This window comes from Arthrobacter sp. P1_D12 (assembly GCF_056406175.1).
This window is the reverse complement of the sequence record NZ_JBFUAR010000004.1, coordinates 22,365-47,453: the sequence shown is the minus strand read 5'-3', so window position 1 is coordinate 47,453 and position 25,089 is coordinate 22,365. Positions and strand designations below refer to the sequence as shown.

At 67.4% G+C, this 25,089-nt stretch carries 19 protein-coding genes; 8 read left to right on the top strand and 11 right to left on the bottom strand.

Annotated features, from left to right (window positions below; genetic code table 11):
• Window positions 1-36: 36 nt before the first annotated feature.
• The 4 genes from AC1DZV_RS03780 to AC1DZV_RS03765 all read right to left on the bottom strand — a co-directional run bounded on the left by AC1DZV_RS03780 (window position 37) and on the right by AC1DZV_RS03765 (window position 5,203).
• The gene (locus AC1DZV_RS03780) at window positions 37-2,205 is read right to left on the bottom strand and encodes a dipeptide ABC transporter ATP-binding protein (RefSeq protein WP_476952995.1); all 2,169 of its coding nucleotides are present in this window, start codon (window positions 2,203-2,205) and stop codon (window positions 37-39) included.
• Window positions 2,202-3,224 carry an ABC transporter permease gene (locus AC1DZV_RS03775; RefSeq protein WP_476951623.1) on the bottom strand — a complete coding sequence of 341 codons (1,023 nt, stop codon included), beginning with the start codon at window positions 3,222-3,224 and terminating at the stop codon, window positions 2,202-2,204. The genes AC1DZV_RS03780 and AC1DZV_RS03775 overlap by 4 nt, the downstream gene beginning before the upstream one ends.
• 2 nt (window positions 3,225-3,226) lie before the next feature.
• Window positions 3,227-4,213: an ABC transporter permease gene (locus AC1DZV_RS03770; protein ID WP_028277582.1), complete on the bottom strand. Its 987-nt coding sequence runs from the start codon at window positions 4,211-4,213 to the stop codon at window positions 3,227-3,229.
• A gap of 357 nt (window positions 4,214-4,570) precedes the next feature.
• Window positions 4,571-5,203, bottom strand: coding sequence for a TetR/AcrR family transcriptional regulator (locus tag AC1DZV_RS03765; RefSeq protein ID WP_476951624.1), 633 nt, complete (start codon window positions 5,201-5,203; stop codon window positions 4,571-4,573).
• Window positions 5,204-5,342: 139 nt separating this feature from the next.
• On the opposite strand from AC1DZV_RS03765, the gene AC1DZV_RS03760 reads away from it, so the two are divergent.
• The 3 genes from AC1DZV_RS03760 to AC1DZV_RS03750 all read left to right on the top strand — a co-directional run bounded on the left by AC1DZV_RS03760 (window position 5,343) and on the right by AC1DZV_RS03750 (window position 7,862).
• Window positions 5,343-5,906, top strand: coding sequence for an NAD(P)H-dependent oxidoreductase (locus tag AC1DZV_RS03760; protein WP_018775397.1), 564 nt, complete (start codon window positions 5,343-5,345; stop codon window positions 5,904-5,906).
• A gap of 128 nt (window positions 5,907-6,034) precedes the next feature.
• Entirely contained in the window at window positions 6,035-7,327 is a 1,293-nt protein-coding gene (locus tag AC1DZV_RS03755; RefSeq protein WP_476952994.1) for an aminotransferase-like domain-containing protein, read from the top strand.
• A gap of 106 nt (window positions 7,328-7,433) precedes the next feature.
• Window positions 7,434-7,862 (top strand): universal stress protein, encoded by a 429-nt coding sequence (locus AC1DZV_RS03750; RefSeq protein ID WP_223914942.1) that lies wholly within the window; start codon window positions 7,434-7,436, stop codon window positions 7,860-7,862.
• Window positions 7,863-7,866: 4 nt separating this feature from the next.
• On the opposite strand, the gene AC1DZV_RS03745 is transcribed toward AC1DZV_RS03750, so the two are convergent.
• Window positions 7,867-9,510: an AMP-binding protein gene (locus tag AC1DZV_RS03745; protein WP_476952993.1), complete on the bottom strand. Its 1,644-nt coding sequence runs from the start codon at window positions 9,508-9,510 to the stop codon at window positions 7,867-7,869.
• 256 nt (window positions 9,511-9,766) lie between these two features.
• Between AC1DZV_RS03745 and AC1DZV_RS03740 the strand changes: the two genes are divergently transcribed.
• Window positions 9,767-10,105 (top strand): hypothetical protein, encoded by a 339-nt coding sequence (locus tag AC1DZV_RS03740; protein WP_028277587.1) that lies wholly within the window; start codon window positions 9,767-9,769, stop codon window positions 10,103-10,105.
• A 124-nt stretch (window positions 10,106-10,229) separates the two neighbouring features.
• On the opposite strand, the gene AC1DZV_RS03735 is transcribed toward AC1DZV_RS03740, so the two are convergent.
• The 4 genes from AC1DZV_RS03735 to AC1DZV_RS03720 form a co-directional block, all read right to left on the bottom strand.
• Window positions 10,230-11,789, bottom strand: a complete 1,560-nt coding sequence (locus AC1DZV_RS03735; RefSeq protein ID WP_476952992.1) for a dihydrolipoamide acetyltransferase family protein — start codon at window positions 11,787-11,789, stop codon at window positions 10,230-10,232.
• A gap of 9 nt (window positions 11,790-11,798) precedes the next feature.
• Window positions 11,799-12,779 carry an alpha-ketoacid dehydrogenase subunit beta gene (locus AC1DZV_RS03730; protein ID WP_243178076.1) on the bottom strand — a complete coding sequence of 327 codons (981 nt, stop codon included), beginning with the start codon at window positions 12,777-12,779 and terminating at the stop codon, window positions 11,799-11,801.
• Window positions 12,779-14,044 carry a pyruvate dehydrogenase (acetyl-transferring) E1 component subunit alpha gene (gene pdhA / locus AC1DZV_RS03725; RefSeq protein WP_476951629.1) on the bottom strand — a complete coding sequence of 422 codons (1,266 nt, stop codon included), beginning with the start codon at window positions 14,042-14,044 and terminating at the stop codon, window positions 12,779-12,781. Before pdhA ends, AC1DZV_RS03730 begins: the two co-directional genes overlap by 1 nt.
• Window positions 14,045-14,191: 147 nt before the next feature.
• Entirely contained in the window at window positions 14,192-15,310 is a 1,119-nt protein-coding gene (locus AC1DZV_RS03720) for a histidinol-phosphate transaminase (protein ID WP_223914937.1), read from the bottom strand.
• Window positions 15,311-15,438: 128 nt separating this feature from the next.
• On the opposite strand from AC1DZV_RS03720, the gene AC1DZV_RS03715 reads away from it, so the two are divergent.
• The gene (locus AC1DZV_RS03715) at window positions 15,439-15,825 is read left to right on the top strand and encodes a phage holin family protein (protein WP_476952991.1); all 387 of its coding nucleotides are present in this window, start codon (window positions 15,439-15,441) and stop codon (window positions 15,823-15,825) included.
• On the opposite strand, the gene AC1DZV_RS03710 is transcribed toward AC1DZV_RS03715, so the two are convergent.
• Complete coding sequence (locus tag AC1DZV_RS03710) at window positions 15,776-17,230, bottom strand: hypothetical protein (protein WP_476952990.1); 1,455 nt, start codon at window positions 17,228-17,230, stop codon at window positions 15,776-15,778. The genes AC1DZV_RS03715 and AC1DZV_RS03710 overlap by 50 nt on opposite strands.
• The gene (locus tag AC1DZV_RS03705) at window positions 17,230-17,544 is read right to left on the bottom strand and encodes a hypothetical protein (RefSeq protein ID WP_476952989.1); all 315 of its coding nucleotides are present in this window, start codon (window positions 17,542-17,544) and stop codon (window positions 17,230-17,232) included. The genes AC1DZV_RS03710 and AC1DZV_RS03705 overlap by 1 nt, the downstream gene beginning before the upstream one ends.
• 274 nt (window positions 17,545-17,818) lie before the next feature.
• On the opposite strand from AC1DZV_RS03705, the gene purB reads away from it, so the two are divergent.
• The 3 genes from purB to AC1DZV_RS03690 all read left to right on the top strand — a co-directional run bounded on the left by purB (window position 17,819) and on the right by AC1DZV_RS03690 (window position 24,943).
• Window positions 17,819-19,261: an adenylosuccinate lyase gene (gene purB, locus AC1DZV_RS03700; protein ID WP_476952988.1), complete on the top strand. Its 1,443-nt coding sequence runs from the start codon at window positions 17,819-17,821 to the stop codon at window positions 19,259-19,261.
• A complete protein-coding gene (locus AC1DZV_RS03695; protein WP_476951633.1) occupies window positions 19,258-19,929 on the top strand; it encodes a histidine phosphatase family protein in 672 nt (223 codons plus the stop codon). Before purB ends, AC1DZV_RS03695 begins: the two co-directional genes overlap by 4 nt.
• A gap of 157 nt (window positions 19,930-20,086) precedes the next feature.
• Window positions 20,087-24,943: an NAD-glutamate dehydrogenase gene (locus AC1DZV_RS03690; protein WP_476952987.1), complete on the top strand. Its 4,857-nt coding sequence runs from the start codon at window positions 20,087-20,089 to the stop codon at window positions 24,941-24,943.
• Window positions 24,944-25,089 lie beyond the last annotated feature (146 nt).

The following is a 25,089-nucleotide window of genomic DNA, read 5'->3' as shown; positions in this document are numbered from 1 at the left end:
TGCGTGGGTTCTCGGGTGGTGTGCTGGTCCGGTGATTCAGTGGTTTTCGTGGACAACGACCATGTCCGCGTCCAGTTCGCCGTCCGGGTAGAAGCAGGCGAACTGCTGGTCGGTGGCGGACGCTTCGAGGGCCGGCTCCAGGGTCAGGCACTTCTCCTGCCTGGCCGGCGGCAGGGCCGCGAACACGGGACAGCGGGTGGCGAAGTTGCAGCCTGCCGGCGCTTCCAGCGGCGAGGGCAGGTCGCCCTGGAGGATGATCCGCTCGCGGGTCCGCTCCAGCTCCGGATCCGGTACCGGGATCGCGGAGAGCAGGGCACGGGTATAGGGATGGCGGGGGTTGTCGAAGACGGCATCGACGTCGCCGATCTCCACGATCTTGCCCAGGTACATGACGGCAACGCGGTTGGAGATGTGCCGGACCACGGAGAGGTCATGGGCCACCATGAGGTAGCTGAGGCCGAGTTCGGCACGGAGCTTGTCCAGGAGGTTGATGACGCCGGCCTGCACCGATACGTCGAGGGCGGAGACGGGCTCATCCAGGACCACCAGCCGGGGGTTCACCGCGAGGGCGCGGGCAATGCCGATGCGCTGGCGCTGGCCGCCGGAGAACTGGTTGGGGAACCGGTTGACGTGGTCCGCCTGCAGGCCCACCAGCTCCATGAGCTCCATGATCCGCTTCCGGATGGCAGCCTTGGGCATGCCCAGGTTTTCCATCGGCTCGGCCAGGACCTCGTAGACGGTGAAGCGCGGATCCAGTGCCCCGGTGGGATCCTGGAACACCATCTGCAGTTCCTTGCGCATGGCGCTCTTGGCCCGGGCGTCCGCGGCCTGCTTGTTGCTCAGCCCGCCGATCACCACCTCGCCGTCCTGGTCCTTGTGGAATTCCATGATTTCCAGCAGGGTGGTGGTCTTTCCGCAGCCCGACTCCCCCACGATCGAGAAGCACTCGCCCTCGCGGATATCGAAGCTCAGCCCGTCCACGGCCTTCACCGTGCCGATCCTGCGCTTGATCAGGGCGCCCTTCATCAGCGGAAAGTGCTTCCTGACGTCGCGGAGTTCCAGGACAGTCTTGCGTTCGTGCCGGGGAAGGCTGTCAAAGCGGGATACCGGCACGGCCGGGACGGCGAAGACCGTATGGACATCGACGTCGGCGAGGGCCTCGCTCTTGATGCACGCGGCGCTGTGCCCGGTGCCGGGCGCCACCGCCCGAAGGTCCGGTTCGCCGTCGAGGCAGGCCTCGCTGGCCAGCGGGCACCGCGGCGCGAACGAACAGCCTGTGGGCGGCTGAGTGAGGTTCGGGGGGATGCCGTCGATCGGCACCAGCGACGATTTTTCCGCGACGTCCACGCGCGGGACCGCACCGAGCAGGCCCATCGTGTAGGGCATCCGCGGGCTGTAGTAGATGTCATCGACGCTGCCGGTCTCCACCGGCCTGCCGGCGTACATCACCATGATGTCGTCCGCCATGCCGGCGACCACGCCGAGGTCGTGCGTGATCATGACGACGGCGGCGCCGGTCTCCTCCTGGGCGGCGTGGAGCACCTCGAGGACCTGCGCCTGGATCGTGACGTCCAGCGCCGTCGTCGGCTCATCGGCGATCAGAACCCGCGGGTTGTTGGCGATCGCGATGGCGATCATGACGCGCTGGCGCATGCCGCCGGAGAACTCGTGCGGGAAGGCCTTGAGCCGGTCCTTCGGGCTGGGGATGCCGACCAACCCCAGGAGTTCGACGGCGCGGGTCTCCTTGGCCTGCTTGCTCATGGTCGGGTTGTGGACGGTCAGGGCCTCGATGATCTGGGTGCCGACCGTGTAGACCGGGGTCAGGGAGGACAGCGGGTCCTGGAACACCATGGCGAGGTCGCTGCCGCGGTGGCGGCACATGGCCTTGTCGCTGAGCCCCAGGAGCTCCTTGCCCTGCAGCCGGACGGAACCGGTGATTTCCGCCGTCGGGGGCAGCAGGCCCATGATCGCCATGGACGTGACCGATTTGCCGGAGCCGGACTCGCCCACGATGCCCAGCGTCTTGCCGGGCATCACGTCGAAGTCGACGCCGCGGACCGCGTGCACCACGCCGTTTTCCGTGTTGAAGCGGACGTTGAGGTCCCGGACGGAGAGGACCGCGCTGGCGGGGGCGTGCAGCCCGGCGGCGTGGAGGCGCTCGGCGGTGCCTTGGGCGGTGTCCCGTGCAGTGGTGTTGCTGGTCATTTGCTCTTCTTCTGTTTCTTGCCGGTGGCGCCGCCGGTGGCGTTGCCGGTGGCGCTGCCAGTGGCCTTGCTCCTCTTGGCGCGGCCAACGGAGCTGGAGCTGGGGTCGAACGCGTCGCGGAGGCCGTCGTTCATCATGGCGAGCGAGCCGGTCAGCAGGAACATTACGATCAGGGGCGCCCAGAACATCCACGGAAAGGTGGAAACCTGGGAGGTCGACTGGCCGATCAGGACGCCCAGGCTCACGTCGGGGACCTTGATGCCGATGCCGATGAAGGAGAACGCGACCTCGGCGAGGATGGCGCCGGTGACGCCGCGGGTGACTTCCAGGACCAGCAGGGAGCCGATGTTCGGCACGAGGTGGCGCCAGACGATCCGGTGCGGCGGGATGCCCATGTACTGGGAGGCTTTGACGAAGTCACGCTGCATGAGGGAAAGCGACAGGGACCTGATGAGGCGTGCGGTCCCCATCCAGCTGAAGACCAGCAGCACGATGATGAGCAGCAGCCAGCTTGGGATGGTGTTCTTCAGGCCGTTGGCGCCGCCGCTCGTGGCCACCGCGACGACCAGCAGGGCGGGCATCATGATCAGGGCTTCGAGGATGAACAGCATGACCTTGTCCACCTTGCGGCCGAAGAACGCCATGGTGCAGCCGTAGACGGCGGCGATCAGCACCGAGACGAGGCCGACGACGACGCCGATCAGGATGGAGACCCTGGTGCCCTCGACGGTCAGGGCGTAGAGGTCGATCCCGGCCTGGGAGGTGCCCAGGAGGTGCTCCGCGGAGGGCGGCATGCCGATGTTGAAGGGGTCGATGGTCTCCTTGTCCCAGCTGCCGAAGAAGCCGCCGATGAAGGAGAAGAGGGTCAGGGCCAGGAAGATGGCGAGGCCGGCGACGGCTGTCCGGTTGCGCAGGAAGCGCCGCAGGATGATGCGCGACTTGCCGATCACGACCTCGTCGTCGCCGAACTTTCCTTCGTCCAGGACGGCGGCCGGGTCAATCGTGTTGAGGTTGGTCATGATTACTGCACCCGCACTCTCGGGTCCACGAGCGTGGTGGCGAAGTCGGCGAGGATCGCTCCGACCGCGAAGATGACGGAGCCGTAGGCGAGGGTCGCGGTGGCCGCGTTGACGTCCTGCAGGGCGATCGAGTCGATGGACCAGGACCCGACGCCGTGCCAGGCGAAGATTTTCTCGGCGAAGAAGCCGCCGGCGAAGATGGCCGGGATGGTGAACGCAATGCTCTGCGCCACGGGGATGAAGGACACCCGCAGGGCGTGCCGGCTGATGGCCTGGTTGCGGGTCAGGCCCTTGGCCCGCGCCGTCCTGACGAAGTCGGCGTTGACGTTGTCCAGCAGATACTGGCGCTGGGCGATCTGGTACGCGCCCCAGCCCACAATTGTGATGGCGAACGTGGGCACGGCGTAGTGGGCGAGCATGTCGACGAACTGGGCCCAGCCGTCGCCGTCCAGGCCCGGGGTGGAGATGCCGGTGACAAAGAAGACCCGCTCCCCGACCGACTCGTTGATGTTGATGGCGCCCAGCTGCACCAGGAAGTAGGCGATCGGGGCGGGGACGATGTACATGAGGTAGCTGTACGAGGTGATGGCCCGGTCCGAGGCCTTGTACTGGCGGGCTGCGGTGAAGACGCCGAGGGCGACGCCGATCACGAGGGTCAGGATGATCGAGGCCAGGAAGAGCCGGGTTGAGATCCAGACCCGGTCGCCGAACTCGGCGTTGATGAAGGCGCCGTTGGGGCTCCGTCCCCAGTCCCAGCGGGTGAGAATGGCGGTGAGCCAGTCGACGTAGCGCTCCCACGGGTTGAGGGTGGGATCGAGCCCCTTGAGCCGGAAGGAATTGACCACCTGCTCGGGCGTGGGCCGCGGAATCCGCTCCTGCTCCAGCAGCGCCGGCTGCAGCGTGCTCACGGCCAGGAGATAGCCGGCGCTGGTGGTCAGGAAGATCATGAAGACGTACGTGAGCGCGCGTTTGGCGAGATATCGAAGCATGGAGCGGCTAGTTCTGGATCGCCGTTGCCTGAGCAGATCCGGGCGTCACGGCTGCGGCCGCACGGGCGGGCCCGCTTGTGCCGGGGGCAAGATTATTCACAACGTCGATCCTTCCGTCGTCCCCATCCGGCAGCGGGTTCCGCGGCCGGTTCGGGAGTATGGGCCAGCTGGTTTCCGGCCGCCCGCATGCCTTGCGGCTGAGCCCTTGTGGGCTATGTTGCGGGTCACATTCCAGAGGAAGCTATCACATTAGCCGGGCTCCGCCGGGCTCTCACGGGCCGCGACACGGCGGCTTCGCTGCAGATCGTTATGAATAACTCCGTGGAATGGATTTGACCCACGGAACCGGCTGCGCCGCTAGGGACCGCACACTACGCGCGTGACAAGCTCCCGCCAGGTGTCCGCAAGGCGCTCCGGCGCAATCCCGTGCACGCCGACGGAGTGGAGCAACAGTTCCGGCTCCAGAGACGCCCCGAGGGCCGACGCCATGACCCACGGGTCCGCCGTCACGCCGGCTTCGCGCAGCAGCATCTCGAGATGACGGCGCCAGAGGACGGCCGGCGGGACATCGAACCTGTTGTAGACCGAGGCGTCGGCGGCCCGCGCGAGCTCCCCGAATTCCAGGATCCAGTCAATGCGGGCGGCGCCCACGGCGATCAGCCGCTCCAGGGGCGGCGCGCCGGGACCTACCGGGGGCGGACCGAACATGAACCGGCCCTGGAATTCGGCCTCGGCGTCGCTAAGGAGCGCCATCATCAGCCCGGCACGGCTGCCGAACCGCCGGAAGACCGTCCCTTTTCCAACTCCGGCGCGCTGCGCCAGCCGGTCCATGGTGAGAGCGTCGACGCTGGATTCCTCAACGATTTCCCGGGCGGCGCAGAGCAGGAGCTCCCTGTTGCGCATCGCGTCGCTGCGCGCTGATTCTGCGGCGGGCGCGGCGGGGCGCCCTGCCCCGGACTGGGCACCGGGACGGATCGGGATGAGGCTCACACCGCTGATTCTAGCGCCCCGGAAAGTGGCTCTGGAATATAACCGGACCGCAGTCCGTTTAGCATGGGTGAAGGCCCCCAAAGCCTCACGATCCACCAGCCGCCGGAATCACTCCGCGGCGTGATGCACAGGAGTACACATGTCCAAGAAGACCATCCTCACTCTCGTCGGCAGCCTTCGCGCCGGCTCCACCAACCTGCAGCTGGCCGAGGCCATCGCGCTCAACGCCCCGGAACAGGTGGACGTGGTCATTCACGAGAGCCTGGGCAACATCCCCTTCTACAACGAGGACATCGACGTCGAAGGCCAGGTGCCCGCGGCCGCCGCCGCCCTGCGGGCCGCCGCCAACGAGGCCGACACCATCCTGCTGGTGACGCCGGAGCATAACGGCACCGTCCCGGCATCGCTGAAGAACGCCATCGACTGGCTGTCCCGCCCCTTCGGCGCAGGCGCCCTGTCCGGCAAGCCCACCGCGGTTGTCGGAACCGCCTTTGGCCAGTTCGGCGGCGTATGGGCCCAGGACGAGGCCCGCAAGGCCGTCGGCATCGCCGGCGCCCAGGTCCTCGAAAACGTCAAGCTGGCAGTCCCGGGCTCGATGGTCCGCTTCGCCGAGGTCCACCCCAAGGACGACGCCGAAGTTGTCGAGCAGATCAAGGGCGTGTTCGACGCACTGGCCGAGGCTCCCGCTGCGGAAGCGGCGTAAGCTACCGCACCCCGCGCTCCGCGCCAGATACCTCCCGGGCCGCGCGGAGCATCCCGCCGATTTCAGCCCTGGCATTGTCTGGAAACAATCGTTTCCCCCAAGACAACACGGGTAGTATCCTTGGGTTTGTGACCCACGAAACACTTGATGCCGCCGCAGCAGTACTTCCGGCCGAGGCCATTGACGCAATCGAACGTGCGGCTACGTCCGCCCACCGCCACGAGATCCTGTTCTCGGAGCGCGCAGCAAATATCAAGCAGTCGGCGGTCCGGGATGTCTTCGACATCTCGATGCGCCCCGGCCTCGTCTCCCTCGCCGGGGGCAGCCCCTACCTGCAGTCCCTGCCGCTGGAACGCCTGGGCCAGACCGCCGCGAGGATCATCGCCGAGCAGGGGATGACCGCCCTGCAGTACGGCGGCGGCCAAGGCACTGAAGAGCTCCGCATCCAGATCTGCGAGGTCATGGCGGCCGAGGGGATCCTGGACGCCGACCCCGCGAACATCGTCATCACGGCCGGCTCGCAGTCCGCGCAGGATGTGGCCACCAAGGTTTTCTGCAATCCGGGCGACGTGGTCCTCGTCGAGGACCCCACCTATGTCGGGGCCCTCAACACCTTCGAGGCCTACCAGGTGGAGGTCGAAACGGTGCCGATGGACGGTGACGGCATCATCCCTGATCTGCTGGAGGCAAAGATCGCGGCCCTCCAGACCGCGGGCAAAAACGTCAAATTCCTCTACACCATTCCCAGCTTCAACAACCCGTCCGGCATCACCCTGTCCGCGGAACGCCGGCAATCCGTGGTGGATATATGCCGTCGCGCGAATATTCTGGTGCTGGAGGACAACCCCTACGGCCTGCTCCGCTTCGACGGCAAGCCGCTCACCCCCCTGCGGGCGGCCAACCCGGATGACGTCATCTACATGGGGTCCTTTTCCAAGATCTTCGCCCCGGGCCTGCGGATCGGCTGGGCCCTGGTCCCGGCCCACCTGCAGCGCAGGTACTACCTGGCGTCGGAGGCCGTCACCCTGTGCCCGCCGACGCTGAACCAGATGCTGGTGTCGGCCTATCTGCGCGACTACGACTGGCGCGGCCAGATCGAGACGTACCGTGGGCTGTACCAGGAACGCTGCGAGGCAATGCTGGCCGCCCTGGCAGAATACATGCCGGAGGGACTGACCTGGACGCGCCCCGAGGGCGGCTTCTTCGTGTGGGTCACGCTGCCCGACGGCGTGGATACTTACCCGCTGCTGAGGAAGGCCATCGACGCCGGCGTCGTCTTCATTCCGGGAGCGGCCTTTACGAACTCGGACGACTCGTCGAACAAGATCCGGCTGGCGTTCAGCGCGGTTCCGCCCGAATCGATCCGCGAGGGTGTGCGGCGGCTCGCGCCGGTCCTGCGGGAAGCCCTGACCGCCCTGTAGCGTGAACAGCGGCAGGATCCACGCGGGGCCTCGACTGGGGCGCGCTGGGGCCAGCTGATCGGCCAGGCACACTAAACAGCATTACTCGTTGAAAGAGGAGCGGTCCATGACCGGAATAATCGTTGTCGGCGTCGACGGCAGTGAAACTGCACTGCGGGCGGCGCACACCGCGCGCGACCTCGCAGTTTCCGTGGGGGCGACACTTCATGTGGTCAGCGCCTTTGACAGCGACAAGACACAGGTCTTCGGCAGCGGCAGTGACCAGTGGATCGTTTCCGACGCCGGCAACGCGGAAACGGTTGCGCGCTCGGTCGCGGAAGGCCTGCGCCGCCCGGACATCACCGTCACGTACGCGGCCGCGCGGGGCAAGCCGGCCGAGGCCCTGATCCGGGAAGCCGAACGGACCAGTGCTTTGATGATTGTGGTCGGCAACCGGCGCATGAGCGGAATCGGCCGGGTCTTGGGGAGCGTTGCGAACAGCGTGGCCCACAACGCCCCCTGTGACGTCTACATCGCCAAAACCGACGCCGACTGAGGCGCTACTGCTTCTTCGGTGCCGCTGCCGGCACGCCGGCTTGGCCGGTGTCTGAGCCTGCAGACCCAAGCATCCGCCGCAGGATTTTTCCTGAGGCGGATTTCGGCACGGCCTCGATGAACTCGACCTGTCGGACTTTCTTGAACGGCGCCACCCGGCCCGCCACGAAGTCCATGACGCCCGCCACGTCCAAGGCATCGCCGTCCGCGCCCGGCTGGCGGACCACGAACGCCTTGGGCACCTCCTGGCCGTCGGCGTCGAGGGAGCCGACCACCGCGGAGTCGGCGATGCCGGGGTGGGTGAGGAGCAGCGCCTCCAGTTCCGCCGGTGCGATCTGGTAGCCGTTGTACTTGATCAGTTCCTTGAGCCGGTCCACGACCGTCACCACCCCGTCCGCCCGCACCGTGGCGATGTCCCCCGTGCGCAGGAAGCCGTCCGCGTCCAGGGTGTCCGCGGTTTCCTGGGGCCGGTTGAGGTAGCCGAGCATCACGTTCGGCCCGCGGCACAACAGGTGCCCCGGCGCGCTGGTCCCTTCCGCGGGAACCGGGATCTCCTCCCCCGTGGCCGGGTCCACGAGGCGGCACTGCATGTTCGGCACCGTGTACCCCACGGAACTGACGGGGACCCTGAGCCCATCGCGACTTTGGCGCGGAATGAGGTGCGATACCGGGCTCATCTCGGTCATGCCGTAGCCCTGCAGGACCTGGCAGCCGAGGCGTTCGGCCAGGCGCTTGCCAAGTTCGCCGTCCAGCGGCGCCGCGCCGGAAAGGGTGGTGTGCACCGAGCCGAGGTCGTACTCGGCAACGAGCGGGTGCTTGGACAGCGCCACGGCCACGGGAGGCGCGATGAACAGGTAGCTGCACCGGTGGTCCTGGATGATCCGCAGGAACTCGGGCAGGTCGAACCGGGGCATGGTCACAAGCCTGGCCCGCTGGCGCAGCGCGAGGTTCAGCAGCACGGTCAGCCCGTAAATGTGAAAAAACGGGAGCAGCGCCAGGACCCGGTCTTCGGGGCCGACGTCGAGCAGACCCCTGGCCTGTTCCACGTTGGCGACGAGGTTTCGGTGGCTGAGCATGACCCCCTTCGGCCGGCCGGTGGTGCCGGAAGAGTAGGGCAGCACGGCCACATGCGTGGCGGGATCGAACGAGACGCGAGGTGCCGGTGCGCCCATTGCGAGCAAGTCGGCCAGCGAGGGGTGGCCGTCGGCGCCGTCGAGCACCACGAGCCGTGAGGCAGGGATCCCCGTCCTTTCGGCGGCCTCACGGGCGGCCGGAAGCAGCGCCGATACGGTGAAGAGCCAGTCCGCGCCGGCGTCGGTGAGCTGGGTGGCGATCTCGTCCGCCGTGTACTGGGCGTTGATGGTGGTGACCGTTGCGCCTGCCCGGAGCAGGCCGTGGAAGACGGTGGCAAAGGCGGGGACGTTGGGACACAGGAGGGCGGCCACGCCCTGCACGCCCAGGCCCTGGGCGGCGACGGCACCGGCGAGGGCGTCGATCTGCCCGCGCAGCGCCCGGTAGGTGGTCTCCGCACCGCTGGCGCCATCGACGACGGCGACCCGGTCCAGGTCCTCCTCTGCCAGAGCGCCGAAGAGATAGTCGTAAATGCCGAGGTTGGGAACATCGACGTCGGGGTACGGGCTTGAAAACACGCAACATCTCCTTTGATCCGCTTCCGCCCGGGCTGTCGGCGGCTGGTGCCACTCTAGTGCCGGGCGTAGCCGCGGGACAGGAGGGCGCGGACTTGGCTGTGTCCGGTCGTGGCCGTGTTCGGACTTGATGAGGATCACGCTCTGTCGTGGGCAGCCTCACCGCCCAGCGGGCCGCCCGGCGCGGACCGGCTCAGTAAAATGGGAGGTGCCCTGCGATGGTGCGGACGTCCGAGAACCCACCTACCAAGGGAGCCCCATGATCACTCTTCAGCGCCGCCAGCTGGTTGGCCACGACATCCTGCTGGCCCGGCACGGCAACCACATCAGCGCCATGCGCGTGGACCGCGGCGCCGGTCGCGTTGTCGCATTCCTGGACGACGGATCGACGGACAGCGCACCCAACCTGATTGCCCCGGGACTGCGCATGCCCGACACCGTGCGCAGCGTGTTGCGGGAGGACTGGAAGTTCCTGACGGGAATCAGCGCGTGCTGCGCGGGGCTCGCGGGTCTGATGTTTGCCGCCTCGGTCGCCCTCGCCGGCATGAGCGGCGATCCCGCGCTGGTCCAGATCCTGACCGCATACTCGGGAAACTGAGCGGCCCGGGCCAGGCTGCCCGCCACTGAGAAACCGCAACGCTGAGAAACCCCAACACTGACAAACCCCGCCGCTGAAAAGGTTCAGCGGCGGGGTTCTGCGGTTTCATGGCCGGTTTCGCCGGCTAGTCCAGCAGCAAGGCCGGCTCTTCCAGGATGGCGGCGACATCGGCCATGAAGCGGGCCGAAAGGTCGCCGTCCACCACGCGGTGGTCGAAGGAGCCGCCGAGGGTGGTGATCCAGCGCGGAATAACTTCGCCGTCCAGGACCCAGGGCTTTTGCTTGATGGTGCCGAACGCCACGATCGCGACCTCGCCCGGGTTGATGATCGGCGTTCCGGTGTCGATCCCGAGGGCGCCGATGTTGGTCACGGTGAGCGTGCCGCCGCGCATCTGGGCAGGCTGGGTCTTGCCGGCCCGCGCCGTCGTGGCGAGCTCGTTCAGGGCAAGGGCCAACTGCTTGAGCGAGAGGTCCTGGGCGTTCTTGATGTTCGGCACCATCAGCCCGCGGGGCGTGGCGGCGGCGATGCCCAGGTTCATGAAGTGCTTGACGTGGATCTCCGCGGAATCGCTGCCGTCCGGGTTGTCCACCCACGTTGCGTTGACACTCGGGTTTCGCGCCGCGGCCCAAATGACCGCCTTGGCCAGGATCAGCAGCGGGGAGACCTTGATGCCTTCGAAGTCGCGGGAGGCCTTGAGGCGCTTGACGAATTCCATGGTGCGGCTGGCATCGACGTCGACAAAGATGCTGACGTGCGGCGCGGCAAACGCGGATTCGACCATGGCCTTCGCGGTGGCTTTGCGGACTCCCTTGACCGGGATCCGCTCGATCCGCTGGTCCTGCGGGCGGCCGGACTTGCCCCAGAACGAGTCCGCCTTGTCCACCTCGGCGTCCCGCTGGGCCTGGTAGCTCACGAGGTCCTCGCGGGTCACTTCACCGCGGGCGCCGGTAGGCACGACGTCGGCCAGGTTGATCCCGAGGTCCCGGGCGATCTTGCGGACCGGCGGCTTGGCCAGCACCTTGCCGACCAGGCCGCTGATGGCACCGCCGAAGGTGGGGCGCGCCTCAACGGAGCCGGCGGGGCCTGTGGCCGCGTCGGCAGGACTGCTGGCCGCGTCCGGGTTGATCCATATGTCGTGGGCCTCCACCCCCGCCCGCTCCACCATCGGGGCGGCAGCGCCGGTGGCTGGCGCCGCGGACGGGGCTTCGTGGCCGGCGGCCGCAGGGGCGGAAATCCGCCGCCGGCGCTTGACGGCGTCTGCCTTGGGACCGGAGCCCACCAGCGGACCGCCGGCCGGACGCCCGGCTGGTTCGCCGGCGTCGGAGTCATCAGCCGGAAGCGTGCCGTACATGGGCGCGGCGGAAGCCTGTTCCTGGCCGGCAGCCTGCTCCTGTGCCACAGGCGCCGGGGCGGGTGCCGCGGCGGCAGGCGCCGGGGCGTCGACAGCGTCGCTCACGCTGATGATCGGCGTGCCGACATCCACCGTGACTCCCTCGGGCACCAGCAGTTCCGTGACGGTTCCGGCGAACGGTGAGGGCAGTTCCACCAGGGATTTGGCCGTCTCGATCTCGCACAAGACGTCGTTGACGGCCACGGTATCGCCGGCCTTGACTTTCCAGGCGACGATTTCGGCCTCCGTCAGCCCTTCGCCGACGTCGGGAAGGTTGAACTTGTTGAGCGTCATGGGTCCTCGTCAGTACGCCAGGGCGCGGTCCAGCGCCTCAAGGATGCGGTCGATGTCCGGCAGGTAGTCTTCTTCGACCTTGGCCACGGGATAGGGCATGTGGAATCCCCCGACGCGGATGACGGGGGCCTCCAGTGAATGGAACGCCCGCTCGCTGATCCGCGCGGCGATTTCGCCGCCGATGCCGCCGAACGTCGGGGCCTCATGAGCCACGACCAGCCGGCCGGTTTTCCGGACCGAGGCCGTGACGGTGTCGAAGTCGATCGGCGAGATCGAACGGAGATCGATCACCTCGACGCTGTGGCCGTCCTCGGCGGCGGCCTCGGCGGCGGCGAGGGCCACGGGCACCAGCGGGCCGTAGACGACGACCGTCGCGTCGGTGCCCTCGCGGAGCACATGCGCCTTGAAGGGGTCGGCGGACGCGCCCGGGGTCTCGGTGTCGACCTCACCCTTGAGCCAGTAGCGGCGCTTGGGCTCGAAGACGATGACGGGATCCTGGCAGTCGACGGCCTGCTGGATCATCCAGTAGGCATCGTGCGGATTGGAGGGGGTGATGATGCGCAGCCCGGCGGTGTGGGCGAACAGTGCCTCCGGCGATTCGGAGTGGTGTTCAATGGAGCCGATGCCGCCGCCATACGGGATCCGGATGACGACGGGAACGGTCAGGTTGCCGTTGCTGCGCGAGTGCATCTTGGCCAGCTGGGTGGTGATCTGGTTGAACCCCGGGAACACGAAACCGTCGAACTGGATCTCGCAGACCGGCTGGTAGCCGCGCAGGGAGAGGCCGATCGCGGTGCCGATAATGCCGGATTCGGCCAGCGGGGTATCCACCACGCGGTCGGCGCCGAATTCGGCGATCAGCCCGTCGGTGACGCGGTAGACGCCGCCAAGGGCCCCGATGTCCTCGCCCATCAGCAGCGAGCGGGGGTTGTTGTTCAACGTGGCCCGCAGGCCCTCATTGATGGCTTTCGCAATGGTCATGGTGGTCATCAGCGGGCCGCCCTGTCTGTCTGGACTGCATGTGCCTCATCGGCGGACGCCTCATCGGCGAACCCCGCGCTGTATTCCTCGAACCAGGCCAGTTCCTCGGCTACCAGTGGGTGGGCCTCCACATAGGTGTTGGCGAAGGCGGTCCGGATGTCCGGGGTTTCGAGGTCGTGGGTGGTCTTGCGGACATAGGCGGCGAGCTCGTCGCCGTCGGCCTTGACCTGCTCGAAGAAGCTGTCATCCGCGAGGCCCTGGGCCCGGAGATACTTCTCCAGCCGCGCCAGCGGGTCCTTGGCACGCCACAGGCTTTCTTCGGCGGATTCGCGGTATTTGGTGGGGTCATCGGCCGTGGTGTGCGCCCCGACCCGGTAGGTGAACGCCTCGATGAGTACAGGACCATGGCCCTCGCGGGCCCGCTCCAGCGCCCATTCCGTGACGGCGTGGACGGCGATCACGTCATTGCCGTCCACCCTGATGCCGGGGAAGCCGTAGCCTTTGGCGCGGTTGGCGAGCGGGATGCGGGTCTGCACGGAGCTTGGCACGGAGATGGCCCAGTGGTTGTTCTGGCAGAAGAAGACCACGGGCGCCTGGTAGGAAGCGGCGAACACCATGGATTCATGGACGTCCCCTTCGGAGCTGGCGCCGTCGCCGAAGTACACCATGACAGCGGCGTTCGGCTCCACGGCCTGTCCCGCTTCCACGCTGGCGACGGCGTTGGCGGCCGCCAGTTTCTGGTCCCGCTGGATGCCCATGGCGTACCCGACGGCGTGCGGGGTCTGGGCGGCCAGGACCAGCGTGTAGAGGTGGAAGTTCGTGTCCTTAGGGTTCCAGCCGCCGTTGGAGACGCCCCGGAACTGGCGCAGCAGCTCGGCCAGGTCCACGTTCCGCGTCAGGGCCACGCCGTGCTCGCGGTAGGTGGGGAAGATGTAGTCCTGCGGCTGGCTGGCCCGTCCGGAGCCGATCTGGGCGGCTTCCTGCCCGGTGAGCGGGACCCACAGGGCCAGCTGGCCCTGCCGCTGCAAAGCGGTGGCTTCCACGTCGAAGCGGCGGATCTTGGCCATATCCGCGTAGAAGCCGCGCAGGGTGTCCGGGTCCAGCTTCTCGGCGTATTTTGAGAAAACCGGGTCCGAGCCCAGGGTGCCGTCCGGGTCCAGCAACTGCACCATCGGCTCGGCCGGGGCACCTAGTTGGGCCTCGGCCTCCGCTTCGAGCTGGTCATCCATCCCGGTTCCGTCGAACTCGGTAGAGGGCAGATGTGTGGCGCCCATACCGTCTCCTTGCTTGCCGCATCCGAATGCGCCGCAATCGCTGGGATATATGCCGGACCAGGAATACATTCCAGGTCCGGCATATATTTTGGCTTACTGGTCCTTACTTTATCCGCACGGGGCGGCCTGAGCGCGCAGTGTTAAGCGCTAGGAACGCCGAGGCGGTTTTGTATAGATCGCACAGAGCTCCAGGAAACGGGTGTTGGCTTCCGTTTCGCCGATGCTTACCCTGACACCCTCGTTGCCGAAGGCCCGTACGGACAGCGCCCGTTCCGCCGCGAGGGCGGCAAATTCCGCGCTGTTTTCGCCCAGATTGAGCCAGACAAAGTTGCCCTGGGCCTCCGGGACGAACCACCCGAGCTCACGCAGTCCCGCCGTGACCCGGTCCCGTTCGTCCACCAGGCTTTGTACCCTTTCTACAACATCGGCGAAGTGCTCGAGCGACGTGACGGCCGCCGTTTCCGCGATCTGGGACACGGCGAAGGGGGTAGCACTGACGCGCAGGTGCTGCGTCAGTTCGGGCCGGGAGACGCTGTAGCCCACGCGGAGTCCGGCGAGGCCGTGCGCTTTTGAGAAGGTCCGCAGGACGACGACGTTGGGGTACTTGCGGTACATGGCGATGCCGTCCACGGCGTCGCCGGCGCGCACGAATTCCTGGTAGGCCTCGTCAATGACCACCACGACGTCGGCCGGAACGGCGTGGATGAAGCGCTCCGTTTCCTCGGCCGTCAGGATGGGTCCGGTGGGGTTGTTGGGCGTGCACAGCAGGATCATCCGGGTCCGCGCAGTCACCGCGGCGGCCATGGCGTCCAGGTCATGCCGCCCGTCGGATGTCAGCGGGATCCGGACGCTCTCGGCGCCGGCCAGTCCGACGCAGATTGGGTAGGCCTCGAACGAGCGCCAGGCGTAGATGACCTCGTCGGCCTTGCCGTCGTCGTTCTGGCCGGCGAAGGTGGTCAGCAGCTGGTTCAGGGCGCCCAGGCTGCCGGCGCCCGTGACGATGTCCTCGGCGGGCACATCCAGGAAGCGGGCGAGCGCTTCACGCAGCCTGCTGCTGAGCGGATCGGGGTAGCGGTTGAAATCGGTCTGCGCCGCGATGGCCTGCTGCACTGCAGGGATCGGGGGCAACGGGTTCTCGTTGGAGGACAGCTTGTAGCTGGTCAGGCCTTCCACGGGGACGGGGGGTTTTCCGGCCGCGTAGCGGGGGAGGAGGTCTACCACCGGACGGGGCCTGATGCCCCCGGCCGGATTCTCTGATGAAGTCATGCCAACTAGCCTACTTCGGGTCGCTGCCGCAGTTGCGGGAGCTGATTGCTGTCCGTAGGGGATAGCCGTTGCGGACATGGGGAATATGGTCCCTGCCGTCGCCGCCGGGCATATGACAGCATGGGGCCATGCGCTCAATCATCGTACGAGTCATCATCAACGGGCTGGCCCTTGCAATCGCCTGCTGGATCCTCACCGGGCTGGATATTTCCACCCAGAGTGACGGCACCATCAGCATCATCTTGGGCTACCTGTTCATCGGCCTGATCTTCGGCCTGGTCAATGCCTTAGTCAAGCCAATCGTCAGCCTCCTGTCGCTGCCGATCACTATCCTCACCCTGGGCCTGTTCACCGTGGTCATCAACGCGGCGATGCTCTACCTGACGTCCTGGATCAGCAGCTACACCACTGTGCACTTCACCATCGACTCGTTCTTCTGGACCGCCGTGTTTGCCGCCATCATCATCAGCCTGGTGTCCCTCGTGGCGAGCTTCCTTCCCGCCCTCGATCGCTAGGGGCGCCCGGGCTGCGCTGCGGTCCCGGAGGGGTTGCGGGGGTTGCCCGCGGTGCCGGCCGGGCCTCGCGCCGGAGCGAGAACCGGGTCACCGTCGCCGCCCCGCCGGTCCCCACCACTGCGGCCAGGGCGGCCGTGGAGTCCTGCAGGGTGTTGTCCCGGCTCGCGGAGACGAGCGCGGCCCCGTCGGCGTAATTCTCCAGCCGGTGCCCGGGACCCAGGCCGAAGTCCTGTGGTGGCGGCACCGCCAGCGGGTTGGTGAGGGTCACGGTCACCCGGTCCCTGGTGTCCGGGTTCGCCAGTCCGTCCGCCCCCGGCACCCAGTCCTGCTCATGTTCCAGGTGCAGGCTGCGGATCCCCGGCGCGGGGCTGATCCCGCCCACCGGGGAGCCCGCGGTCAGCACGAACTTGAGGTCATACTCGGCCAGGACAGCGCGGTCCTTGCTGAGATTCATCGCGTGGATCCCGCCCTGGCTGTAGCCGACGGCCACGAGCTGATCGCCGGCCTCGGCCCCGGCCTGCCGCAGCGCCTGCCTGATGGCCTGCGCCGTCGACGCCGAGTCATAGCCCAGGGCCTCGGCGATTCCGGCGGGGTCGAAGGGGTTGATTCCTTCCGGCAGGGCGCCCTGCTGGGTTCCGGGGATGATCACCACCCACGCGGGCCGGGATCCGCCGTCCACCTCGATAACCTCGATCCGGCCGCCCTGCTCTCCCACTGCCCCGGCCCGCCGCAGCAGCCCGGCCGGTGAGAGGTCGACGTCGGCCGTAAACCTCTCCCGGCCCACGATGCTGACGGGGCGGGGCTTGAGAAACACGAGCCCCGGCGCTTCCGAGGCGTCCCGCACCAGGCGGCGGATGTCAGTGGGCCCGGCCAGGGCGCTGGCTACGGCGGCCAGGGGCCAGGGCAGGCCAAGCAGCACGGCGAGATTCCGGGGCGCCATGGCGACCCAGCCTTCAACAGTGCCGCGCACCCCGGGCAGGGCGAAGGGCTCCGGTGCTGCGCCGTACTCGGAGCCGTGCAGTCCCATCCGCAGCAGCAGGGCATTCCGGGCTTCGGCATATTCATATTCGCCGTGACTGGCGCGGACGTCGTCGCCGATCCGCTGAAGCTGGGACCGGACGCGTCCGACGTCCCGGCCGGCCTCCCCCACAGCGATGATGGCGTTGCTGCCGCTGGTGTAGGAGTCGGACTGATAGGGAAAGAGTGCGCGCCGGACGGTGTCGGTCTCCACCTCAACCATTTGCAGCTGCCGGACCAGCCCGTCCAGTGCCGCGGCACCCGCCAGCAGCTCCTCGAACTGGAAGCTCACCCCGCCGATTCCGCCCCGGATGAGCAGGCTGCCGTCGCGCGGCGGCGCGGAAACCCCGGGGCTGCCGCCGGAGCCCGCCGGACTCGATTCGGCCATCAGGGTCCCATCCGGTCCGCGGGCTGCGCCACGTTCCGGGCGTGCCGGAGCACCACGGCAACAGCATCGAGCAGCGCGTCCCGGCTCCGGTGCAGCGCGGCCGCGTGCAGGGACAAGGCCACACGGTAGGCGCGGCCGGCCGGTGACTGCCACGACTGCAGCTCAAGGCGGGCGAGGGCGGAGAGCACCGCATCAGCCTCATCGGCGCACCGCGCAACGCGCGCAGCGAACTGCTGGACTTCATAACTGCGCGAAGCGCACTCGAGGGCGTCGGCGGCCGTCACGCCAAGAACCGCCATGTCCTGCACCGCCATGTCCTGCACCGCCACACTGCCCCCAGGTCCCGGTGGCATCCCGCTGCTGACCGGCCTCACCCCGGCCTCATCCCGGCCTCATCCCAGTGCCCTGCCTCATCCAGCTGCCCATGAACCGACGCTAGCGGGGCCGCCCGCGCCCGTGAAGAGAGCCGCCCGGCTATGTGGACAACGTCCCGGACCGCCAGGCACTGCCAGCCGGCCATGTCATCCGGCAATGTCACAAGGACGGGGGCGCTTAAGGCCCGGCGGCACTTCGTGAAAGAATCGCCATATGCCTGAAACTGCCGCCACAGCTGATACCCGCACGCCGTCCGGACGCCTGGCCCTCGCCGCGTCCGACCACCAGATCGCGCTCGGCCCGCTGGATGGCCGCTACCAGTCCGCCGTCGCACCGCTGGTCGACTACCTTTCCGAGGCCGCCCTGAACCGCGACCGCGTGGCCGTTGAGGTCGAGTGGCTGATCCACCTGACCGGCAACAGCGTCCTGCCCGGCGCCGGGCCGCTCACGGCGGAACAACAGGAGCAACTGCGTGCGATCGTCACCGAGTTCGACGCCGCCTCCGTCACCGAACTGGCCGAGATTGAGGCCGTTACGGTCCACGACGTCAAGGCCGTGGAGTACTACATCGGCCGCCGCCTGCCCGGCATCGGAATCGACCGGCTGACCGCCATGGTGCACTTCGGCTGCACCTCGGAAGACGTCAACAACCTCTCCTACGCCCTGGGCATCAAGGGGGCCGTGGAGGATGTGTGGCTGCCTGCGGCCCGCGCCCTCGTCGCCCAGATCAGCGCCATGGCCGGGGACAACCGCGCCGTGCCGATGCTCTCCCGCACGCACGGCCAGCCCGCCACGCCCACCACGCTGGGCAAGGAACTGGCCGTCATCGCGCACCGGCTCAACCGGCAGCTTGACCGGATCGCCCGCACCGAATACCTCGGCAAGATCAACGGCGCCACCGGCACCTACGCCGCCCACGTCGCCTCCGTCCCGGGCGCCGACTGGGAGCAGGTCGCCAAGGGCTTCGTCGAAGGCCTGGGCCTGACCTGGAACCCGCTGACCACCCAGATCGAAAGCCACGACTGGCAGGCCGAACTTTATGCCGACGTCGCGCGTTTCAACCGCATCCTGCACAACGTCTGCACCGACATCTGGAGCTACATCTCGATCGGGTACTTCGTGCAGATCCCGGTGGCAGGCGCCACGGGCTCCTCAACCATGCCGCACAAAGTGAACCCGATCCGTTTCGAAAACGCCGAGGCCAACCTTGAGATCTCCTCCGGCCTGCTGGACGTCCTCGGCTCCACCCTGGTCACCTCCCGCTGGCAGCGGGATCTCACCGACTCCTCCTCGCAGCGCAACATCGGTGTGGCGTTCGGCCACTCGCTGCTCGCCATCTCGAACGTTGCCAAGGGCCTGGACCGGCTCAAGGTTGCCGAGGACGTGCTGGCCGCGGACCTTGACACCAACTGGGAAGTCCTCGGCGAGGCCATCCAGATGGTCATGCGCGCCGAGGCCATCGCCGGCGTCGACGGCATGGAAAACCCGTACGAGCGGCTCAAGGACCTGACCCGCGGACAGCGTGTGGATGCCGCCCGGATGCAGGAATTCGTCCAGAGCCTCGGCCTGTCCGCCGACGCTGAAGCCCGCCTGCTGGCGCTGACCCCGGGCAAGTACACGGGCATCGCGGACCAGCTGGTGGACCACCTCAAATGAGGCTTCTGCTCATCCGGCACGGCCAGACGCCCGGCAATGTGCTGGGCCAGCTGGACACGGCGCACCCGGGTCCCGGGCTGACCGAACTCGGCCAGCGTCAGGCCGAGACGTTGTCCCGCGCCTTGGCGAATGAGCGGATCCTTGCCCTGTACGCCTCCACCCTGGTGCGGACGCAGATCACAGCGGCACCGCTCGCCCGGGTGCACGGGCTGGAAACCGAGGTGCTGGAGGGCCTTCACGAGATCGAGGCCGGGTCGCTGGAAAAGCGCACGGACCACGAATCGCACAAGCGGTACATCGGCACCATTTTTTCGTGGGCGGACGGCGAGCTGGACCGCCGGATGCCTGCCGGTCCAAGCGGCCGGGACTTCTTTGAGCGCTACGACGCCGCGATCGCCAAAATAGCGGGACGGACAAACGGGGCGGGGGGCTCAGGATCCGTGGCCGTGGTCAGCCACGGCGCAGCCATCCGGGTGTGGGCCGGCCTGCGGGCGGACAACATCGAACCGGACTTTGCCATCAGGCACGTGCTGGACAACACCGGAATCGTGGCGCTGGAAGGCGATCCCGCCAACGGCTGGGAACTCATCCACTGGGACGACAGTCCCGTGGGCGGACTGGCACTGGCGGATCCGACGGCGGAGGATCCCACCGGCCATCCGGCGTAGGGGTGCCGGTCCGTCCCCAGCGGGCGTACAGGCCGTCCCGGCGGGGCGTACCGGGTCTGGACTGCTCACGGGAACGCGGCGATGATGAAAACAGGCGTGGGGACAGGATGGTCGGCCGCTGCATGCGGTTGAGCCCGCGCAGTGGAGGCGCAGGGGCATGTCACGCAAATCGGTACACCGGGGGCATGCGCCCGGCCGCGTTTTCCCCGGCTTCGATGAACAGTTCCTCGCGGCGTACTACGAGCACGCTGCGCCGGAGGACCTCCAGGGCTACAGTCCCGAAAACCTGGAGCAGCGCGCCAGGTACCACGCGGAACTGGCGGACGGCCGTCCGGCAGGCACGGCGGCCGTCGACATCCTGAACGAAAGCGACGCCAGCGTCCTGCTGGTGGTTGCCGACGCCATCCCGCACCTGATCCATTCGCTTACTGCGGAGCTGGCCCGCCAAAACGAGTCCATTCGGTTACTGGTGCATCCCAATTTTCTGGTGCGGCGGGATCCCCGGACTGATCGGCTGGTGGAAGTACGGCATGGGTCCTCGCAGTCCGGACCGACGGGCCGAATTGCTGGTGTCCCGGGCGCCGCGGCGACCGGCACAGTCCAGGACCCGCCGGGGTGGAGATCCGAAACGTGGGTGGCGGCAGAGATAGGCCGCCTGCCGGGGACACGGGCCATCGCGGAGCTCACCGCCAACGTGCGGCGTGTCCTGGCGGACGTCCAGTTGGTCGCTGATGACACCCCAGCCATCCACGCCCGTCTCGCCCGCACCATCAACTCCCTGGACCTGCTGCCCGCCGGCACGGTTCCGACTCCGGAGCAGCTCGGTGAGCTCCTGGGCTGGCTGGACCGCGGCAACTTCATGTTTCTGGGATACAGCGAATATGAATACTCGACGGCGGAGGGCCCGGATGTTGCGTCGTTGCTGCCCGGCGCGGGGCTGGGCCTGCTCAGGGACGGGCGGCCGGAGGCCCGCCAGCCTGTTACGGGGCTACCTCATTCGCAGGTCCTCACCATCTCCATTTCGGATCTGAGATCATCCGTCCCCCGTCCGGCTTACTTGGATGAAATCCTCGTCCGGACCTTCGGTAGCGCCGGGAAGGCCACGGGAGAAGTCAGGTTTGTGGGCCTTTTCGCCCCGGGCGCCACGGGCCGGTCCGTGCGGCGCATCCCGCTCATCCGGGACAAGGTACGCGCCATCCAGGAGCGCTTCGGCTTCACCGAGGCCTCCCACCCTGGCAAGCAGCTCCTCACCGTCCTCGAGTCCTTCCCCCTGGACGAGCTGTTCCACCGGGACCTGGATGACCTTTCCGGGCTTGCCCGGGAGATTCTGCGCCTGCAGGCCCACCACCAGACACGGGTGTTCCTGCGCGCTGACAGCTACGGGCGCTTCATGACCGCGCTGGTGTTCCTCCCCCGGGCCAGGTACAGCACGGCCGTCCGCCTCCGGATTGAACACGAGCTTAAACAGGCTTTCGGGTCCTCCTCGCTCGAGTTCGAAGTCAGGCTTAGCGAATCCCCGATGGCCCGCGTGTTCTTCCGGATACTGTTGCCCGCCGGCGGGATGCCCGACGTCGATCCCGCTGAAGTGGAGCGGAGCATTGTCAGCGCAACGCGGACCTGGGCCCAGGGCCTGGACGAAGCACTCCGGGACAGGTTGCCGTCGGCGGAGGCCAGCCGGTTGTCGGCGCTGTGGTCCGCCGCCTTCCCGGCCAGCTACCGGGCTGATTTCGAGGTCGAGGACGCGGTCGAGGACATCACTACGTTTGAGCGGTTCGATCTCGACGGCACGGGCGGGCGACCGCTGAACGATCCTCAGCTGGCCGTTTATGTCCGCACCGATGCCTCCCCGACGCTGGCCGAAGACGCCCGGATCCGGCTTTACCTGACCACCGCCCACAGCCTGACGCGGATCCTGCCGTTCTTCCACAACCTCGGACTGGAGGTGCTGAACCAACGGCCCTTCGATGTGGTGCGCGGGAGGGACCGGGCCTTGTTCCTCTATGACCTTGGCGTCCGCTACCCGGCCGGCGTGGATCCGTCCCGCACCAGCGGGCTGCTGGGGGATGCCTTCGGAGCTGCCATGCGTGGGGACTCAGAATCGGACCGCTTTGACGGCCTCGTCCTCCGGGAGGGCATCGAATGGCGCCAGGCGGCAATCCTGCGCAGCTATGCCAAGTACCTGCAGCAATTGGGCACAACGACCTCCTACGGCTTCATGGCCGATACCCTGCTGGTCAATGTCCGGGCAACCCACGCGCTCCTGGCACTGTTCAGGGCCAAGTTCGATCCCGAGCTGGAGGCGGCACGCCGGTTCGGGGACACCGACGCGGCCCGGAGGGATCTGCTGGCGGCGATCGACGACATTCCCGTCCTCGACGCCGACCGGCTGCTGCGCACCTTCATGAACCTGGTGGAATCCACGCTCCGCACTAACTACTTCCAGGCGAAGCCCCACCTGAGTTTCAAACTGAACCCTTCCGCGATCGCGGGTGCCCCGCTTCCCCGTCCCAAATACGAAATCTGGGTGTACTCGCCCCGCGTGGAAGGCGTCCACCTGCGCTTCGGGGCACTGGCCAGGGGCGGGCTGCGCTGGTCCGACCGGAGCGAGGATTTCCGCACCGAGGTCCTTGGCCTGGTCAAGGCGCAGAACGTGAAGAACTCGGTGATAGTGCCAACCGGCGCCAAGGGCGGCTTCTATCCCAAACAGTTGCCGGACCCGGCCATAGACCGCGACGCCTGGCTGACGGAGGGCCTGGAATGCTACCGGACCTTCGTCCGCGGGCTGCTGGACATCACCGACAACCTGGTCACCACCGCCCACGGCGAAACAGTGGTGCCTCCGGCGCGACTGGTGCGGCACGACGTCGACGACTATTACCTCGTGGTGGCGGCGGACAAGGGAACAGCGTCATTTTCCGACGCTGCGAACGCGGTGGCCGCGGAGTACGGCTTCTGGCTGGGCGATGCCTTCGCGTCCGGCGGGACCGTGGGCTATGACCATAAGCAGATGGGCATCACGGCCCGCGGGGCCTGGGAATCGGTGAAACAGCATTTCCGCGAACTCGGAATGGACTGCCAGGTGGAGGACTTCACAGTTGCCGGCATCGGCGATATGGGCGGCGACGTCTTTGGGAACGGGATGCTCCTCTCCCGGCACATCCGGCTGGTGGCGGCTTTCGATCACCGCCACATCTTTCTTGACCCGGCGCCGGACGCGGGGGCCTCGTTCGAGGAACGGCGGCGGCTCTTTGCCCTCCCGCGCTCATCTTGGGCGGACTACGATCCAGCACTGATCAGCGAGGGTGGTGGTGTCCACTCCCGCCGGGCCAAGTCCATCAGCATCACGGACCAGGTCAGGAGCTCTCTGGGCCTGGAACCGGGAACCGTGTCCCTGCCGCCACACGCTCTGCTTCAGGCCATCCTCCGGGCGCCCGTGGACCTGCTGTACAACGGCGGCATCGGAACTTACATCAAGGCGTCATCAGAGGCCAACACCGGGGTTGGCGACAAGGCGAACGACCCCGTCAGGGTCAACGGCAATGAAGTGCGGGCGAAGATCATCGCCGAGGGCGGGAACCTCGGAATCACGCAGCTCGGGCGGATCGAGGCCGCCCTGTCCGGCGTCCTGCTCAATACCGACGCCATCGATAATTCAGCCGGCGTGGACTGCTCGGATCATGAAGTAAACATCAAGATCTTCGTGGACCGGATGATCGCGGCAGGAAAGATGCCGTCGCCGGAACGCGCCGGCTTCCTGCATTCCCTCACCGACGAGGTGGCCCGCCTTGTGCTGGCCAATAACGCGGACCAGAATGTCCTGCTCTTCAACGACCGGCACCTGGTGCGGGAATGGAGCCCGGGCTTCGAACGGACCATGGACTGGCTCGAGAACGCCACGGACCTTGACCGCAAGCTGGAGGGCCTGCCAAGCAACGAACAACTCAGGGAACGGCTGCGGTCAGGTGAGGGGCTGACCGCGCCGGAACTGTCGGTGCTGGCCGCCTACGCAAAGATCGAACTGGCAGCGGAGCTCAACGCCAGTGACCTTGCCGATGACCCGTGGTTCCGGCGCGTGCTCCGCGGCTATTTTCCACGCCAGCTGTCCGAACGCTTTGAAGCAGAGCTGGCGGACCACCCGCTGCGCCGCCAGATCGTGTGCACAGTGGTGGCCAACGACATGATCAATCTCGGCGGAATCACCTTCGCCTTCCGTGCCATCGAGGAAACCACTGCCACCGCCGCCGCTGTTGCCAGGGCCTTTGTGGTGGCGCGCGAGGCCTACGACCTGCCGTGGATCGTCACCCGGCTGGCCGCACTCCCCGCCGGATATCCCACCGAACACGTCGCCGAGGCGACGCTGCACATGCGCCGGATCCTCGACCGGGCCACGCGATGGTACGTGACGCACGACCATCGCGACCAGCCCGTGGCCGCGGCCTTGGACAGGATCATGCCCGCCCTGGAACTGCTGCGGACCCAAACATTGGACTACCTCCGCGGCTCCGACCTGGACCGCGCGGAAGACAGACTCGCGCACTGGGCCGCCGTGGGGATGCCCCGGGAGCTGGGCCTGCGCGCCTCGGACCTGTTGGAGAGTTTCGGGTTGCTGGACATCTCCCTGATCTACGAACAGGTGCGCGAACCCATCCCCACTATTGCTGACCTGTACTACGCGGTGTTCCAGCGCATTGGCGCCGCGAACCTGCTGCTCAGCATCACCGACCTGCCCCGGCAGAGCCGCTGGGAGTCTCTCGCGCGGGCAGCCCTGCGCGACGATGTGTATTCCGCCGTAGCCGACATGACCGTCTCGGTCATGGCGACAACCCAGGGCCTGAATGCCACCGACGCCGGCACATCCGATGCCGTGGAGCGCATCGTGGCCTGGGAACGCGGGCACCAGGAGCAGCTGGCACGGATCAAGGACACCTTCGCGGAAGTGACCAAACCGGGCCAGGTGGATATCGCCTCGATCTCCGTGGCGCTGAAACTCCTGCGGACACTGGTGCGCCGCTAGGCTGTGGCCGTCGCCGCGTCGACCCGGAAAGTCGAGCCGGAAGCCGCAACTGCACTGCCATCCATCCACAGTTCTCGCGACGCTTACCGGCAGGAAACACAGCCGAAACCGCTGGTGCCTAGCCTTGGACTGCATAACACTTCGGC